Here is a 17,702-nt window from a genome sequence, read left to right on the forward strand (position 1 = left end):
TTTTTCTCAAAGCAACTTCAAAACCATAGCCTTGTAGTTCGCTATTGTTTCTTGCCGCGCTATGGTCGGGACTGTCGTCGTCGCCGGAACTTCAGAAGGAAAAAGCACATCAACTTCATGATTCCATTCCTCCCGAGTGTTTTTACGCCCTGTATCAAAATAATCAGATTGTATCATCCGGACCTTGAGCGCAAATTCTCGACTGAAATCGACCCTTCTAAATATACTGGCCTTGATTTCGGGATCCAAATCGGTCTCTCCCTTTAGAAAAGCCTGATAGAGCAATAGGAGTAACGCCTCAAGCTTTTTGGCCAAAGTCATTTGATCGGCACTGTCACCGGTATCAGCAGCTGTCTTTTTGTTGTTATCAGAATTCTTCATCAATACCCCTTCGCTTTGGGGACTTCAAAGGTATCAAATGTAAATGAAGGTCTTCCCCAAAGTTTTGCTAAGGTAAGATTTGGTCTTGATATGAAGGAAAGAAATGTGGGTTTGAAGCCAATAGAAGTACTTGTCAAACAGCAACTTCACCCGTTTAGGTCTATCTGTACAATTTAGAATAGGCCATCGCGGCTAAAATGCCCGCTGACCCCGCCCCTGATTTTGAAGGTACGGCAGGTGCTCCTTTGCGTGTTAAGACCTGGTCTTCGTTTTTAACATAGCCCGCCCAGGCCACGATCAATTTTTGACCATCACTCAGTACCGTCCAGCCATCTTTTGCCTTTCCGGTTGTGCCGGTTTTACCATAATACTGTCGGCCTTCCGGTAGAAACGGAAGTAACCGATGACAAGTGCCGCCAGTTTCAAAGGCCCCGGGCAATAAGACTTTGATACTATTGGCACTCGCCTTTGAGTAGCTAGTAATCGGCTTTTTCGATTTCGTATCGAATATCGTATCCTGTAAATGAGGGTCAATGATGTATTTCCAAGGACTTAAAGGAATCGCCCGCCCCTCATTGAATAGCATCTGATAGGCCTGCGCCACTTCCCATGGAGTCATGGTCTTTGTGCCCAAAATGTAAGATTCTCCCAGACTATAGGATGGATTAGAGGCGATTTCCAACTTTGAAAGTTTCGTTTCAACACGTCTCGCCACTTTAAGCGGGTCGGCATATTCGCGATAATTGACCGCCGCTTTGTTCAGACTGTACTTGAGCACTTCGGCGACCTTAACCTCTTTGTTCAACAATTTTTTGCCGACATTGCTCGGGTTGTATTTGTACGTTTTGAGGTCGCCATTGTACAATGTCGTCTCTTCATTAAAATCATGGCTTTCGAACAACTCCAAAAACACCAAAGGTTTCAGAATGGACCCGCATTGAAAACCGTCGCCATAATCCGTGAAATTGGCTATGGCTCCACTATTCTTACGATTACCCAGAGTCGCTTCTATTTGTCCCGTTTTGATATCAATAGCGATTAGCGAAACCTCCAATGCATACCCATCTACGGCTAATTGCTTTTGAAATCGCTTCGAAAAGGAGGTCGCTGCCTCTTCTACTCTCAATTGATTTTTTTGGGTTATGGCCGATACATATTGTGTTGCAAAGCGTTCTTTTTGCCGCTGCTTGTTCGCATTGAAAAAGTTGGTCAGGGCCGTATTTCTTCGCAAGCTATTGCTTTTCGCGAACCGCAGTTCCATGGTGCGCATCATCTGTAATCGCTCTTGATCGGATTCATCTTCCGCAATCAGCTCGAAAAAATCCAAAATAAGCGTTTTGATTTCATTGGTATTGGCAAATCTATCGTTACAAAGGGCCTTCAACTTGCTTGCCCCTTTTAGGGTTTTTACCGTCAGCAGCATTTCCAGGTCGTTCAAGGCATGTGGAGCGCGTCCAAAAATGGTATAGGAAGCCAAAATGAGTCCGGAAAAATCCCGCTCGTAGAAGAAATTGCCCGAGTAATTGGTATAAGCCAACAAGATTTCTTCTGGCGTTGCGGATTTCACCATTTGAAAGGCCGCCAGCTGTTCTCCATATTTTCGGGACAGGTAAATAGTGCCGATGCCTTCTTTTTTATGAATGGCATTTTTCAACAGTTGCTGCGGTATATTCGATCCTCCGTCCGCCTTGCCCTTGAGCAGTCGGGCAATACCGGAAAATGACAGGCCATAAACGTTATCCTTTCCAAAGTCAAAAAAGTTCTTGTTCTCTACCTTGGTCAAAAAATAAACGTAGTTCTCGGGCAACTCTTCATACGACATGACCGGCACTATGGGAAACTTGTTCAATTCTCCTTTCTGCTGTAAGGTCTTAAGTTCCTCTACGGTCAATCGGTTGTTCAAAATGGTATTCTCACCGAAGACGGCCAAAAGGTTATGGTCTTCATCGCGCACCGAAGCGATAAAATTCGCATTGGGCTCCATCTTCATTCTAGAAGGCCAAACTACATGAAACAAAGCCAACCCAAAAAAAACGGTTGCAATGACCCCTACGGCTTTCATCCAGTCTTTCATTAGGCTTTTCGTTTTTCAAAATCCGAAATAAATCGAATGAGATGATACATCGCCGGACTTACCCAACGCCAAAAAACAAAGAGCAATCCGCCGTTAAAAAGGAAAGCCACCAAGAGGCCAAAATCAGACGAAGAGTACATTCTGATATAGGCGGGTAACAAAAACAGCTCCCCTAGCGAAATAAAAAATAGGAGCATACTGCGTGTGGAATCGAACACCCCTCTTAGCCAGGGCGCACGAACAGAGAGCACATTTGACTGCAGGGCCATTTTCACCCAGGGGTAGTGAAAATGAAGCCAGGCAGCAATGAAAAGACAGGCCGTAAAATGAAGTCTCGCCAAAAAAACCGCGAAAAAATTGTGGAAGATCCGCCAACCACTTTCGAAGGTTTGAAACGGGTAGGAGACATACAGCAGTGTTTCAAAAAACAAGTACAGGCCCAAGCACATGAATTGCAATTTCAAACGATCATGCGAGAGGTTGTAACTCGATGTAATATTGAGCTTGCTCAAACAGAAAAGCACTGCATACAGCCCTGAAAAATAGGAAATGGAATGAAGGCCAAAATAGGAAACCGGATATTTTATCGTTCGTAAAGGGGATAGCAATTCGGAGCCATACCAATACACATTGTTCATCAAGATGTTGTATTCGATAATACTGGATGATATGCTAAGGCAGAAGGCGGAAAAGAGAAATTTGCTCAAAACAAAGCAGAGTATACTCGTACCCATACCAATAAGCAAAATCTTCAATGTACCCCAACCTTCTTCTTTGGCCACGTTGCGATTGAACCAGTTCTTTCTTGGAATATAAAAAAGAACACAAGCGACCAACGCCAGAAAAATCAATGCCAGATATACCACGAATGCCGGCATGCTTACAAGGTTGAAATGCCATCGGTAAAAGACACCCTAAGCCCCAAATTCTCTTCTAAGGTATATTTCCAAAAAGCCCTCGCCTTGTGCACCACCGCATCGTTTTTGGGTTCTGAAATGACGACAAAAATAACCTCGCGTTTCTCTTTTTGAAGCAACCTGTCGGGCAAATAATATTGAACCATTTTATCGTAGGCCATGTCCATTTGTTCAGGAGTGGCGGGCGGATTTTTATAAAAATTCACGGCCGGATTGTTTTCGATCAAATCACTGACGACAATAATCGTTCCTTCGGTTTTGTTGATCGCTTTCATCAAAGTGGGAAAAAGCGAAGTGCTTTCCATCAAGCCCACCGAATCTAGACTCTGTAGATTTTTCTCGTGCGATGCGTAAAAATCTCGCCATCCAATGACCAATTTATTGCGGGCTTGCCCCCAATCGGTATGCGATAAGGCTGTTGAGGTAGGATTGTAATAGCTTTGCGTAGAGATGATTCCGAAATCATAATTGACCGTAAAGCATTTGGGGCTTTCCTCGAGGCCCAATTCTTGGCCGATCAAGTGTTCAAAATTCTCCTTGCGCAACTCATGCTTCGCCTTGTGGATAAGCAATGAGTCCGTAGCATCTATGAGTACGGTAATGTTTTTGGTCGTCACCGTTTCACATTCCGTTTCACAGCTCGTAAGCAGCAGGGTGAAAATGGCCAAAAGACAAGTTAAAGTCTGTATTTTCATTTTTTTCATATTTGTGTAAAATCAAATGTTTTCCATCGCAAAGGATTGCTATCCCCGCTATAGTTTTCGTAGTGTTCCCGGTATTTGTTAAGTTCTTCGAGCGAATTGATTTCCAACGTACTTAACTCCTTTTCACATGCCCCGATTTGAGCTGATACTTCCGAAGCTTTTCGTTCCAAAACCGAGACATCACCTAATATGCGTTTGAACTCTACCTTGCCGGCCATCTGTGCCTCGGCCAGTTGCTCTTCCAATTTCTTTAGCCTTTTGTACAATCCTTTGAGCTCCATAAATTTTAGATCAAGATCCAATTGTTGGGGCGATTTTTCCTTGGGTGCTTGGGCTACCTGTGGTTTGTCTTTCTCCATCTTGGTGTCGCGACGGCGATACATGCTTTTTACGGCGTTGGTTAGAAAGAGGGCCAAAGTAACCATCATGACCGCCCCAAGAATCAAGAAACCGTTTTTGATGAAAAATCCTGAGAAAGTCAGGGTTTCATCCAAATCTTGTGATTCAAAAAACCACTCCATCACCGTAAACGAAAGAATCGCGTATACGCTAAGAATCAAAAGGGCGGGTAGCCAAACCCACCTCAGAGCAAGTCGCTTTGACGTAAGAAAACTGGCCGCAAACACAATCGGAATAAAGAAGACACTTCTCAAAATGATCTCAGGAAGATCATGAGTCTCGGTGAGGATGTTGTAAAAGAGAATTCCCTCGCCGAAAATGAACAATACTTCAACGATATACAGTAGCCAAAGCGGCACTCTTTTCGATTTTGTTTTTGGGTTCTTAGGCACCGGTTTGGGTTGTTCTTCCTTCGGTTCAAAATCTTGGGCGTTGCTTATTTCATTGACGTTGAGATTGCTGATGAGGCTATCACCGTTCAATTGGCAGCGACGAATATGGTTTTTAATGTCCGTTTTTTGATGATCGATCTGTTCTTTGACTTTTGTAATCTCTTGCTCAATGGCGTCGGAATTGGCTTTACTCAAGGCAATGACCTCTTTGGACAAATCGCTCTTCACAATATCCATTTTCCGAATATGATCTGATAGTGATTCGCCTAGTTCGCCTATACGCTCATTTAAACCGTACTTTTTGCCCTTATAGCCATTGATGATTTTCTTTTCATCTAAGATGAAGTCTTCTTGGGGGATGAGGCCAAGATTGGCGGAGCGATAGGCCATGTTCTTTAACTGTTCGTTTGAAAATACCATAGCACCCTACCTTGAAGTATGTAACATGAGGTAAAGTTCGGTCTCCAAAGAGACGGCCGGACCTTGCATATCTTGCAGCACGCTACTATCTGCATGGCTCTCGGCTTGTTTGATATCCGAAAACAAGGTGTCCATTTTGGTTTGATCGTAAGCGATGATGGGTTTCCCCCAGATCGACTGATCTTTTTTGAAAAGCTGTTGTCCCAATTTCATTGTGTGGTGTTTATGCGGTTTTTAGGTATATCGCACATTCCACTTTTTGGGGACATTTTTTTATTTTTTCTTTGTTACCAACGCATAACGGACGAGAATCACCGGTAAACAAACTCGGGGTAAACTAAGTTTACCTGATCGACGCCCACCTGTTTGATGGCAGGCAGGTATATCCAAAGGAGGCAATGTGGTCGAAAAAGAGATAGCGATGCTATCCCGCGTCCCAAACACCAACGTCCGCGCCGATAAGGCAGAACATTGTTTTATTTCTTCCAACATTGCCTCCTTTGGACAAATACATACCATAGAGGAGTACAAATTTTTCGAATAAAAGACTAAAAGAGGGGTGATATTTTAAGCGATTTGGATGGTCATATCCGGATTTCGGAAAAATACGTTGTCTAACCCTAGTGGTGAGTTTCGAATAGGGCCTTGAATCGCGTGTCTTCCTGGAAATCTGAACGTATTGATGTGTGCTTGGTCACCCTAGGCGCAATCTTGGAGAACCGAAAAACACGAAAAAATATCGATTCGTAACTAAAAACTTACAGATTACACACTTTTGAACATTTTTTGTGTAGGTTTTTATATCTTTAGTATACAAAATTTCAATTCCCTCCCTACACTACTACAAAGTGAAGTTTTAAAGACCTTTTTCCCAAAGCGGCATAGGCCAGTTAAGGGCAAAACATAGGGATGTGTCTTACCCTAGCACTTCCGGAAAATACAGGACGCTAATCATGTTGGTATCAACTCCAACTTAAACAGTAAACTAATGGCTAAAAAGCAAAAAACACTTACCGTACAAGTGAAAGAACTCACTGAACGCCTTCAGCGCATAGAGGCCGTCTTAGAAGAGGAATCAAAACCAAAAAGGGATCATAAAGGCCAAGAAAAGGAGCCGAATCACTTTTGTTGCTTACCGGAGGTTCTCGAACGTGAATTCGATACCGATATTTCCGATTCGAGGGAACGGCTTATCCGGTTAATCGATAAGAAATGGGTCAATGGAACCAAGTTGCGCTATTACTTTTTCAAAACTGGCGACTTTTCGGGAGATGCAACCCACGAACAACTGGTAAGGGATGCGTTTGACATATGGAAAGATGTGGGTATCGGACTCGAATTCGAGGAGATTTCGGAAATCGAAGAGGCTGAAATACGCATCGGCTTTTTACGTGATGGTCGTTCATGGTCTTATGTCGGCAGGGATGTCATCGATATTCCAGGGCAATTTGAGCGGACCATGAATTTCGGTTGGGACCTCACCCAAGACTCTCGCGGACTTGATACCCCGGTTCATGAAATCGGTCATACGCTGGGCTTTCCACACGAACATCAAAACCCCATTTCCGGCATCATCTGGGACGAACCCGCTGTGTACGACTATTTTGGGGGACCACCGAACAACTGGGCGCCCGAAGTCACCTATCACAATGTATTACGCAAATTACCCGCAAGTGCTGTGGATGGATCCCCCTGGGATCCCAACTCGGTAATGCACTACTCCTTCGCGCCAGGGCTTATTCAAAGTCCCGCCCAATACGCCAGTGGCCTACAACCTGAACTCGGGCTTTCAGCACTTGACCGAAGCGAGGTGAAAAAATTCTATCCCCCTATTCCAGAATCACAATATGAACGCCTGGCACCCTTTGATTTCGAACTATTATCCTTGGCTCCCGCCGAACAGAAGAATTTTATCTTAGAGCCGAACGCTACGCGTGACTACGACATTCAGACGTTCGGGAATTCCGATACGGTCATGGTTCTTTTTGAAGAGGTCAATGGCGAATTGAAGTTCTTGGCCGGTGATGATGACAGCGGTACCCGATTGAACGCACATATTGTGCAACGTCTATACCCTTGGCGCAAGTATGTGTTGCGCATTCGCATGTACCTGAACTATGCCAGTGGCAACACCGGGGTAATGCTATGGTAGGGGCAAACTATGGAGTCGTCAGGGAAATACTTGATCTTTTTGCCCCTTTCCGGAATCCGAATGCCCCATATCAGTTTTTCTTCACCCTTTTGGTAATACGCCTGTTGGTGATCACCGAACGTACGCGTACGGTCAATAATCCCGCATCGGAGACCACATTGCCACAGAAATAGGCATCGCTGGATACCACCACCCGAAAGAGGTGACCGTCGTCAGCCAGGGTGATGCCCCCCTGTACCAGAAGGGTGACCGTTCGCACGTCGGCATAATGCGGCCCGTCGGCAAGATCCGTATAGGTAACGCCCCCATCGGTACTGATCTGCCATTGGTACGAGAGACCCGGGCCCGAGGCACCCACGGTAAAGGACGTGGATACATTGCCATCGAAGCTTAGGCGGTCCGGTACCTGGGTCACAATGGTCGGGGAGGCACCGGCCTCTTGAAAATCATAGATGGCGTTGGCGTCACCGTCAAGGGGCGTGGAATACCCCCCCTGACCGGTGACAAGCCCATCACCATCCACGGTAACGGGGGAACTACCGAGTATACCGTCGCTGTCAGGGTCGGTGAAACCGCCCTCCACCACATCGGTGCAAAGATCATTGTCGCTGTCAAGTTCGTAGGGGTCGTTCATACCATCGCTATCGCTATCGCTCACGGTATAGGTCAAGCTTGCCGTAGCCGTATCGTTGTTCTCGATACCATTGAAAAGACCATTGGACCCGAAGGCGGCCGACGTTCCGTCGATGACCCCGTTGTTGTCCGAATCGATCACCCCCGACACCCCGAGCGCACCGCCTTCAACCACATCATAGATCCCGTCATTGTCACTGTCAAGATCCAAATGATCCAAAAGAGCATCACCATCGGTATCCGTCAGCGATACAAAAGAAAAAGGGGAATAGGCAATTCTTCCCATTCCGTCTCCTTTAGTAAATGAGAGTACGATCCTCCCCACAACCTCCGGAATGGAAACATCAACCCGGATCCTTGGATCGGCCAACAAGTTGCCGTCCAAAAAGTCAGACTCAAAAGTAGCTACCGTTGCAGAAGACGTAAAATTGATCTCTGATCCCAAAGTGAACCAAGATGGATTGATCGGAAGGGCCAGGTCGTTTTCATCAAAAACCGCTAAGCTCACGCTTTCCGTATTTGCCGGAATATTTGTGACACTACCATCGATATCGTAAATAGTGAAGGACAGCTCGGCAACAGGATCCAATATGTCTATTTCAAAAGGCAATGCGGCAGTATTGCCTGAGGTGGTGCCCAAAGCGAACGAATTGGCAGCGCCACCGCCCGAAAAGAACGCTCCAGGGGGCGTTTGTGTAATTAGATCAGAATGGGTAGTAAAAGTAATCGTATTTCCAGGAATAGTCTTCGTAGAATTCAAATCCGCATTAGAACTTATCAATACACTTGAAATAGCTCCTTGAGGGCACTCCACAGTGTCGAGAATACCATCATTATCATCATCGAGATCGTCAGCGTTAACGATACTGTCACAGTCCGTGTCCAACGAAACGGGTATGGAAGTTGTGGCTCCGTAACAGCCGGTAGCGGTATAGTAGAAAGCCCCATAATAGGTTCCCTCGGCCGCAATTGCCATCTGGTTTGCAATCTGGTTAGCGCTTGTTGCAGGCGTAGACGTATGCCATGTCATCGTTGCTCCTGATGGTGTATTGTTAGCCGTAATCGTGGTGAGGTCCACGGTCTTCGTGGGGCATGTATTCGTGATTGTGGTATTACTCAAACTTGGAGCGGGTGCCACGTTCACAACGCAGTCAATGGCTACTGCATTGCTCATAAAACTGATATGTGTATTGGCATTCCCGGATGATTGGCCGAAAATAAAAATGTTCTCAGAGGCATAATCTGCCGTAAAGGTAAAGGTTTGCTCCACCCAATCTGTAGAGCTAAAGGTCACTAAGCCGCTAGTTTCATTTCCAACATAAATTTGGTAATTATTCCCCAATGAAGTCGTAGTCGTACGAAACCCGGCAACATAGAAGGTAAAGGTATATTCCTCTCCTACCGTTAATCCGGTCACAGTAGAAAATACTGCTTCTCCTGACGGAACCGAAGAGCCGGCTGTCAGGAAGTATGTATGTCCGGTCGGCGGTGGATATGGACCTCCCACCCAAGAAAGACCGTTAAGGCCCCATACCGAACTGTTACTGGTATCCGGGTCACCAGCGAGTAACGTCCATCCTGATGGTGGCACTCCACTTCTTAATTGTGTGTCTTCCGTATCGGGAATAGTCTGTGCAAATGAGTTGTTATGAAAAAAAAGGGGCAATAAAATACTAATCAACAAGAGATATGACTGCCCAAACCGGGACTGCTGAGACCTAGCGAACATATCGGATATAAAGGCAGTGCTTTTCTTAGTACGAATAAAAAGAGCTGAACAGCTCTGAAGTAAGTCTCCCATTTCGAATTTGAAGTTTCCTAATACACTTTTCCGACCTGATATATTTTTCCGATGCGATATCTTCTTGTATATTTCAGTCAAAAGATCGAAAACACGTTGTGGGCTCTCGAAATGGGACGGGTCAAACATAAGATCATTTCACTGGGTATTCTAATTATTGTTGTCAATGAAATGATTTTAGTTGCGTAATCTTATTAGAACAACATTTGTAAGATTTTACTTATCTTTTTTATTATTGATTCTTGTATTTAAAAGCCAACAATCACAGCTTATCAAATTTCTGAAAGTATGTAACGGTCCGGAGGAGTCCATATGGTCGAAAAGGAGTAGCTATGCTATCCCGCGTCCCAAACTCCAATGCCCGTACCGATAAAGCTGGGCATTGGTATACTTCTTCCAACAATGCCTCCTCCGGACTATTGCATACTTTAGAAGGGTACAAATATTTCGAGTAAAAGATTAAAGGAGGGGTGCCATTTTAAGCGATTTGGATGGTCACATCGGGATTTCAGCACTTGATCGCAACGAGGAAAAAATCTATCCCCCTGCTCTAGAGTCACACTAGAAACGCCTGCATCCTTTGATTTCGAACTAGTATCCTTGGCTCAAGTATGTGTTGCGCATTCGCATGTACCTGAACTATGCCAGTGGCAACACCGGGGTAATGCTATGGTAGGGGCAAACTATGGAGTCGTCAAGGAAATGCCTAATCTTTTTGCCCCTTTCCGGAATCCGAATGCCCGATATCAGTTTTTCTTCACCCTTTTGGTAATACGCCTGTTGGTGATCACCGAACGTACACGTACGGTCAATAATCCCGCATCGGAGACCACATTGCCACAGAAATAGGCATCGCTGGATACCACCACCCGAAAGAGGTGACCGTCGTCAGCCAGGGTGATGCCCCCCTGTACCAGAAGGGTGACCGTTCGCACGTCGGCATAATGCGGCCCGTCGGCAAGATCCGTATAGGTAACGCCCCCATCGGTACTGATCTGCCATTGGTACGAGAGACCCGGGCCCGAGGCACCCACGGTAAAGGACGTGGATACATTGCCATCGAAGCTTAGGCGGTCCGGTACCTGGGTCACAATGGTCGGGGAGGCACCGGCCTCTTGAAAATCATAGATGGCGTTGGCGTCACCGTCAAGGGGCGTGGAATACCCCCCCTGACCGGTGACAAGCCCATCACCATCCACGGTAACGGGGGAACTACCGAGTATACCGTCGCTGTCAGGGTCGGTGAAACCGCCCTCCACCACATCGGTGCAAAGATCATTGTCGCTGTCAAGTTCGTAGGGGTCGTTCATACCATCGCTATCGCTATCGCTCACTGCATAGGTCAAGCTTGCCGTAGCCGTATCGTTGGTCTCGATACCGTTGAAAAGACCATTGGACCCGAAGGCGGCCGACGTTCCGTCGATGATCCCGTTGTTGTCCGAATCGATCACCCCCGATACCCCGAGCGCACCGCCTTCAACCACATCATAGATCCCGTCATTGTCACTGTCAAGATCCAAATGGTTGGGCAACCCATCGTTATCAAGGTCGCCTACCAAGGCCACCCCTAGGGCAAAGGCTTCACGGCCACCTGCATCTAAGGTAATATCCAAGATGGTTGCGTTCTCGGAATACATGATTGCCGTACCAAAATTGGTGTCGACAAATTCTATCGTTCGCGTACCCGTTCCTGTTACGTTATACGAACCTACATCTTCGAATACCTTCCAAGATTCGCCATTGGTGCGTATTCTCAAAAATTCGGGCACATCGGTAGCTTCCGCATCCAATGCTAAGAGATCAATAGGATAGGGATTGCCCCCTTTGGTAGCGGTAAACGTGACTCGAAAGGAGCCATCAGCCCCGCTGGATCCGTAAAAAGCCTCTCGAGAACCTCCCGTATTATATAGCTGGTGTAGTTGGGAAAATGACCATGTATTCATGTCTTGTGGGAGGTAACTTCCCATATTCACCACGTACGAAAACGCGGCGGTAATGGTCACCCCATCTGCCAGATTGAACGTCTGAAAATCCCCGTTCTGAATACCGTCGTTGAATAAGGAGGAGGTCCAATTGAAAAAGTACAGTTTGTCCTGGTTGGTTCCGTTTCCTGAAGTTGAATTCGCCGTCGCCGGTTGGTCAAGATATTTCTCCGTTACGTTTGGAATGCCATCATCGTCCATATCAAGGTCAACGGTACTATCATCCGACGCATCCCGAAAGTCAAGATCCATTGAAAGGGGAACAATGGTGCCAGTCGCATCATCGTCCACATCGCCGAAACTGCTGATCCGTTCCGCTAGGCCAGACCCGGTAATCTCATCATTGGCATCCCAAGAGGCGGGGGCACTGTTGTCTACCGCATCGAAATAATCGTCCAGACCGTCATTGTCAGTATCGGTACCACTAGTTATAGTGTAACCGTGGTTGTTCTCGACTATATCGAAAGTGCCGTCATTATCGGAATCGGTGTCCAAATAATCCAATTCATCCGTGCCGTCCGTATTCACCGGGACCAGTCCTAGGGATCCCGCTCCGTTAGAAGTTCCATTGGGAGTGGCATCATAAGCGTTATCCAGACCGTCGCTATCATTGTCTAGACCGGTCGGGGCAATATAAACAGCCGTTAACTGTGCCTCTATGTTATCCGGTATGCCGTCATCATCGGAATCGATGTCGAAACTATCGACAAGCCCGTCACCATCGGAATCGCCTCCCTCGGAAGTACTGTTGACCCCAAAACGGAGCGATGGCCAACCGGAATATGCCAGAGGTACTATGCGTATTCCGGTCCAGTCCGTGTTGGTATTGGGAATGTTTCGGGTAACGATGGTGGTATTGTTCGAATTTCCCGTATAGGTGCCCAGATCGAGCCAAGTACTGCCATCCTTGGTGCCTTCTACACGAAAGGAGGTAACCCGCTGTGAGGAGTTATATCGTCCTTGAAGGGAAACCGTGTTTATCGAACCGGGGGTATCAAAGGTAACCCCTACATGATAAATACCAGTGCTCGCAATTGGGGCGCGCCAACTATTGCTATGGGTACTGTTCAGGGCAGGGTCGTAATTGGTGCCGTAATACGAGCCATTGGTAATCACGTTCGTTCCGACCACCGGGGTGATATCTTGTGCGACAGTAGGATTCTCGATCACATCGAGGATACCATCATCGTCATCGTCTATATCCGCCGTATCCACTACGCCATCCTTATCGGTATCAGTAACAGCTGTTATCGCAGTACTGGTTAAACTAAAATGGGTCATTGCATTAAGACCTGTACCTGCCCCTGTTGTTGGGCCATAGAGTGTGATGGTCTCGGAGGTAGCATCAGCTGTAAAGGTAAACGTTTGCTGTATCCAACCCCAGGAATTATAGCTCACGCTACCACTATCGTCATTGCCTATTTGAATGCGATAGCTAGTGCCTATTGCATTGGTCCAGCCCGAACTGGCCGAATAAAAACCGGCTACATAAAAGGTGAACAGATAGGTGGTACCTGCAGAAAGACCCCCAATGGTGGCAGTTGCTGCTTCGCCCCCAGAAATCCAGTTCCCTGCACTCATAAAGTGACTATGCCCTGTCGGGGGAGGGAACGGGCCAAGGGTCCATGAATGAGTGCCCCACAAATTGTAGGCATCATTGGTATCGGGAGTGCCCGCTGATCTAGACCAACCAGGTTGCGGCGGTGAGTTTACTCTTATTTGGAAATCATCGGTATCAGGTATGGTCTGGGCATACGTATGACTGCCCAATAGGCCATATAAAAAGCAACTAGTAACAACTATTAGACGGTAAAGGTTCGTTCCAAAAGTATATGGAACGGAACGCCCGTATGGTAGGTTTCCCATTTCGATTTTTTTTCTCTCCAAACACACCGATTAATTCCGGTATGGTGACTACATTTCTGTATGTCTGGTTAAAAAATCGAAAGCGCGATATGGCCTTCGAAATGGGACGGCCCAAACATACTATCATTTCAAAAAGTATTCTAATTATTGTTGCCAAGGGCGCTGTTTTTGTTGCATACGTGCGCTTAAACAATATCTAATGAAAGGTTTTTCTGAACTTTATATATGGTCGTTTCTTCTTTCAAAACAAGTCGTGATAGCTTTCCTCAATTTCCGAAAGCATCGTATGGTACGTCCAAAGGAGGCAATGTGGTCGAAAAGGGATAGCGATGCTATCCCGCGTCCCAAACACCAACGTCCGCGCCGATAAAGCAAGACATTGTTATATTTCTTCCAACATTGCCTCCTTTGGACGATTACATACGCTAGAGGAGTACAAATTTTTCGAATAAAAGATTAAAAGAGGGGTGATATTTTAAGCGATTTGGATGGTCTTTTCCGGATTTCAAAGAAACAATTTGTCCAACGTGGGACATCTTGATTCAACAAGCACTTGGAATCGATTGGTGAGAAGCAATTGGCACTTATTGCACCTAACTTAGCCCGTTGTTGGTATCAAAATATCGAAAACGTCCGCCGACCGAATATCGAGCCCTGTTTTTTGGGAGAACCAAGGTAGCATAATCGTTCAAGAACTTTTTGTTCTGGAGTTACGTCAAAAAAGAAAGGCCATTTTATACTAAAATGACCTTTCGGGAGATAATTGGTTGGTCTGCAATTAACCTCGTTCTATTTTTTTTGGAACCTCGCATCGTGGACCACCTCTAACAAATCTATTGTATCGTTGAATATGCCCTCACCGGCTACACCTTAGTACTCATATAAAATCTTGGGACAACATCGTTGGTCAACTGACTTTCCCGATAAAACGAAATCTTCATCCGTTCGGCATCGGTTCCTCGGCTTTCCAAAGGATGCGAAATACAATGCTTGTGCGCCCGATGACAATGACGTATGGCCTGCATCGACAGTACAAATTAGCTGATAGACCTCTTCCCACAGAAATGTCATAGGGTTGTCAGGAGCTGGAATGGAGGCCCTGAAAAGATGACCTCGTTCAAAATAACCTTGTTGAGTGAAACCTGTTTGGGATACAAACAGTGGTAGGAATATAACGCTTTGCTTTTTCAATACAGACGAAAAAACAGCGTCCGCCAAAAAATTTATGCCCATCTCTTTTACCTTTATCATTGTATTTCTCTGTTGGAATACCCAGCAGATAAAATACACTTTAGTTATAGAGCGAAAACCATTTCAAGTTTTCACGGGACAGCACAAACCTAAAATCAATTCTCTTCAGACCACAATAATTGTTGTGAACGCATTCAAATCTGTGGGGAATTCTAGTTTTAGAGAATTTTTCTCCAATTTTCGTTAACGTAATTCAGGATTTTACGCCCTGCAAAGGGATTATTTTGATTTATTACGTGCTTTTAGATAAACGTTTTAGTTGCTTCCAGCGCAATTACCGAACTATGAACGATTTAAAAGGTGGAGCACCTCATTGACAGAGTGAGCAGCTATGTTCACAGATAAAAGTTTTAGTTGCTTCGTCTATGAATCATATTTGAGCTGTAAACTTCATTTATGGCCAAATTGCTTGCGTTCCTCATTTGTTTTCTAGGATACTTTGCCCTCTGTCGGGCACAAGGGTCCGGTTCCTTTTCGGGGCAGGTTCAAGATGCACAAAGCATGGAAGCCATTCCTTTTGCAACAGTGGCCCTATTATACAATGACGTCTTGATCGATGGCGTTTCCACCAGTGCGGATGGAAGATTTGAAATACAGGTAACCGAGGAGTTCACCCATTTCGAGATTAGCTTTATCGGCTATGAAACTGCCAAAATAGGAGTGTCGGACATTAGTGATCCCGATGGTATGGACGTAAAACTATACGCCGCGAACCTAGCCTTGGACGAGGTGGTCGTGGCTGTGGCCCAAACCACTACAAGCTTGAAGATAGACCGAAAAGTAATCAACTTAGGGGCCGACCTACAACAATCAGGAGCTACCGTACTTGAGGCCTTTGAACAGATTTCGGAAATACAGACCGATTTGGGAATCGGTACTATCTCATTACGCGGCAGTGGCAATGTTCGCATACTGGTGAATGGAAAACCTTCACCCTTAAATGCCACGGAGCTATTGAGCCAAATTGCCGCAGTGTCGGTCGAAAAAGTAGAGATCATCACGTCTCCTTCCGCTAAAAATCAAGCAGACGGCCTATCAGGTATTCTCAATATTGTTTTAAAAAAGAACCGATCCCTAGGCATGAACCTCGGGATCAACGGTGCAGTCGGAACTAAGCGTCACAGTTATGGCCTGATGTCCAACTACAATCTTTCTTTCGTCAATATAAGGCTCAATGCGTCTCGAGAACGAAGGGAAATGGATAGTGAGCAATGGATCAGTCAGCAATACACCAATGGAAATACAAGGGATTTCTATGCCCCACACGATTTTCGCGGGAAAGTGGAAAAAATCTCGGGCGGTTTAGATTTCTTTTTCGATGACGCGAACGAGCTTTCTTTCGATCTCGATTACACCTACGATTACCACCAATTCTTTAATACGACCTTTTATACCAATGTAACCGATCGGCCAGACTTCTTGTATGTACGGAATTCGGCACATACCCATAAAACATTAAGCTATAACACCAATTACCGCAGAAAATTCAAGGGGGAAGGGCATTTTATCGAGCTGGACTACCACCTTGCCAACAACGAGAATATTCTGCCCGCAAGAGATGTTGAAGCAGGTATTTTCTTGTTCGAAGAAGAGCAAAGAAACAAGAACACCATACAACAAGCGGCTTTAGACTATACATTGCCCATAGGTGACCAGGCCAGTGTAGAGGCGGGAGCCCTATGGAATGACCGGCAATTGAAGAGTTTTGATTTTTTTCAACCGCGCGGTATTTTTCCTCGAAACGAGCAATTCACCTATCATGAGGAGATTTTAGGAATATATGCCGTGGGAAGGGCAACCCTAGGAAAACTCAATGCCCAGGCCGGTTTACGTTACGAATACTTCCATTCAAATTCAATGAATACCGCAGCAAATCAAACAACGGATCTCACCTTTTCAAATCTCTTTCCCTCGGTTCATTTCTCGTACAATAGCAACGATTCAAATACGCTAAGCCTCGGATACAGCAAACGCATTTCGCGTCCTAATTTTCATCATATCAATCCCTTTCAAATGGGGAATCAGTATTTTCAATGGGAAGCGAACCCTGGCCTTACCCCTGAATTCAGCGATAATATCGAATTGAACTATCAATATAATGATGAGCGCTTCAATGGATCGGTCTCCTCATTTTATAGAAATCGGACCGACGTCATTCAGTGGTTACAGGATATCGATGATGAAGGTGTTCGAACCATCAGTTTTGTGAATATCGGCAGCAAGCAATCGTATGGATTTGAAGCGGACGCCCGTTATCCTTTAACCTCGTTTTGGAACACCCAGTTGTCAGTGAATTACTATTTCACGACGGTGTCTCAAGACATCGACCTTACTTGGTATCACTTGTACTCATCGAATATTATTTTCAAAAACACCTGGAACATTACAAAAGCTATAAGCGCTGACCTTACCTACCGCCATACACCAAAAAACCAAAGGGAATTTAGTTTTACCGACCCAAGAAATCGATTGGACCTTGCCGTCCGCGCCAAATTTTTGAACAATAGACTTACCGCCAACCTTAGAATTATTGACGTATTGGATAACAATCTGCGTGAAAATACCTTGATTACCCCTCAAGTGATACAGCAAGAGGTGTGGCGGTTTCAATCACAAACTTTCGGGGTATTGTTCAGCCTGAACTATAAACTCCTTCAGGATCAAGGAAAAACCAGAAACAGAAAGTCACGAAACTACGAACATCTCGGCACCACTGATTAATTTAAAACT

At 45.5% G+C, this 17,702-nt stretch carries 11 protein-coding genes; 3 read left to right on the forward strand and 8 right to left on the reverse strand.

The annotated features are described in order from the left end of the window. Nucleotides 1–6: 6 nt before the first annotated feature. From ACKWCA_RS04915 to ACKWCA_RS04940, 6 genes are all read right to left on the reverse strand, one after another. Nucleotides 7–381: a hypothetical protein gene (locus ACKWCA_RS04915; protein WP_413977024.1), complete on the reverse strand. Its 375-nt coding sequence runs from the start codon at nt 379–381 to the stop codon at nt 7–9. A 160-nt stretch (nt 382–541) separates the two neighbouring features. Then, nucleotides 542–2,455, reverse strand: coding sequence for a transglycosylase domain-containing protein (locus tag ACKWCA_RS04920; protein WP_413977025.1), 1,914 nt, complete (start codon nt 2,453–2,455; stop codon nt 542–544). After that, complete coding sequence (locus ACKWCA_RS04925) at nt 2,455–3,333, reverse strand: hypothetical protein (protein ID WP_413977026.1); 879 nt, start codon at nt 3,331–3,333, stop codon at nt 2,455–2,457. The genes ACKWCA_RS04920 and ACKWCA_RS04925 overlap by 1 nt, the downstream gene beginning before the upstream one ends. A gap of 2 nt (nt 3,334–3,335) precedes the next feature. Next, nucleotides 3,336–4,067, reverse strand: coding sequence for a hypothetical protein (locus ACKWCA_RS04930; protein ID WP_413977027.1), 732 nt, complete (start codon nt 4,065–4,067; stop codon nt 3,336–3,338). Between the two features lie 5 nt (nt 4,068–4,072). Next, a complete protein-coding gene (locus ACKWCA_RS04935; RefSeq protein ID WP_413977028.1) occupies nt 4,073–5,287 on the reverse strand; it encodes a coiled-coil domain-containing protein in 1,215 nt (404 codons plus the stop codon). Nucleotides 5,288–5,293: 6 nt separating this feature from the next. Beyond that, nucleotides 5,294–5,500, reverse strand: coding sequence for a hypothetical protein (locus ACKWCA_RS04940; protein WP_413977029.1), 207 nt, complete (start codon nt 5,498–5,500; stop codon nt 5,294–5,296). Between the two features lie 775 nt (nt 5,501–6,275). Between ACKWCA_RS04940 and ACKWCA_RS04945 the strand changes: the two genes are divergently transcribed. Further along, a complete protein-coding gene (locus tag ACKWCA_RS04945; protein ID WP_413977030.1) occupies nt 6,276–7,439 on the forward strand; it encodes a matrixin family metalloprotease in 1,164 nt (387 codons plus the stop codon). Nucleotides 7,440–7,509: 70 nt separating this feature from the next. Here ACKWCA_RS04945 and ACKWCA_RS04950 read toward each other — a convergent pair whose 3' ends face one another. Then, a complete protein-coding gene (locus ACKWCA_RS04950) occupies nt 7,510–9,873 on the reverse strand; it encodes a hypothetical protein (protein WP_413977031.1) in 2,364 nt (787 codons plus the stop codon). A gap of 332 nt (nt 9,874–10,205) precedes the next feature. Here ACKWCA_RS04950 and ACKWCA_RS04955 point away from each other — a divergent pair, with 332 nt between their 5' ends. Then, nucleotides 10,206–10,328: a hypothetical protein gene (locus tag ACKWCA_RS04955; protein WP_413977032.1), complete on the forward strand. Its 123-nt coding sequence runs from the start codon at nt 10,206–10,208 to the stop codon at nt 10,326–10,328. A gap of 291 nt (nt 10,329–10,619) precedes the next feature. Here the strand turns inward: ACKWCA_RS04955 and ACKWCA_RS04960 are convergent, their stop codons facing one another. Further along, nucleotides 10,620–13,721 (reverse strand): discoidin domain-containing protein, encoded by a 3,102-nt coding sequence (locus tag ACKWCA_RS04960; RefSeq protein ID WP_413977033.1) that lies wholly within the window; start codon nt 13,719–13,721, stop codon nt 10,620–10,622. A gap of 1,647 nt (nt 13,722–15,368) precedes the next feature. Here ACKWCA_RS04960 and ACKWCA_RS04965 point away from each other — a divergent pair. Next, nucleotides 15,369–17,693, forward strand: coding sequence for a TonB-dependent receptor (locus ACKWCA_RS04965; protein ID WP_413977034.1), 2,325 nt, complete (start codon nt 15,369–15,371; stop codon nt 17,691–17,693). Nucleotides 17,694–17,702: the final 9 nt, after the last annotated feature.

Source organism: Maribacter corallii (genome assembly GCF_047345415.1).
Classification (GTDB): domain Bacteria; phylum Bacteroidota; class Bacteroidia; order Flavobacteriales; family Flavobacteriaceae; genus Maribacter_C.

Bases quoted from the DNA above. Each gene is read 5' to 3' on its own strand.
- ACKWCA_RS04915 (WP_413977024.1), bottom strand. From the start codon at position 381: ATGAAGAATTCTGATAACAACAAAAAGACAGCTGCTGATACCGGTGAC.
- ACKWCA_RS04920 (WP_413977025.1), bottom strand. From the start codon at position 2,455: ATGAAAGACTGGATGAAAGCCGTAGGGGTCATTGCAACCGTTTTTTTT.
- ACKWCA_RS04925 (WP_413977026.1), bottom strand. From the start codon at position 3,333: ATGCCGGCATTCGTGGTATATCTGGCATTGATTTTTCTGGCGTTGGTC.
- ACKWCA_RS04930 (WP_413977027.1), bottom strand. From the start codon at position 4,067: ATGAAAATACAGACTTTAACTTGTCTTTTGGCCATTTTCACCCTGCTG.
- ACKWCA_RS04935 (WP_413977028.1), bottom strand. From the start codon at position 5,287: ATGGTATTTTCAAACGAACAGTTAAAGAACATGGCCTATCGCTCCGCC.
- ACKWCA_RS04940 (WP_413977029.1), bottom strand. From the start codon at position 5,500: ATGAAATTGGGACAACAGCTTTTCAAAAAAGATCAGTCGATCTGGGGG.
- ACKWCA_RS04945 (WP_413977030.1), top strand. From the start codon at position 6,276: ATGGCTAAAAAGCAAAAAACACTTACCGTACAAGTGAAAGAACTCACT.
- ACKWCA_RS04950 (WP_413977031.1), bottom strand. From the start codon at position 9,873: ATGGGAGACTTACTTCAGAGCTGTTCAGCTCTTTTTATTCGTACTAAG.
- ACKWCA_RS04955 (WP_413977032.1), top strand. From the start codon at position 10,206: ATGCTATCCCGCGTCCCAAACTCCAATGCCCGTACCGATAAAGCTGGG.
- ACKWCA_RS04960 (WP_413977033.1), bottom strand. From the start codon at position 13,721: ATGGGAAACCTACCATACGGGCGTTCCGTTCCATATACTTTTGGAACG.
- ACKWCA_RS04965 (WP_413977034.1), top strand. From the start codon at position 15,369: ATGGCCAAATTGCTTGCGTTCCTCATTTGTTTTCTAGGATACTTTGCC.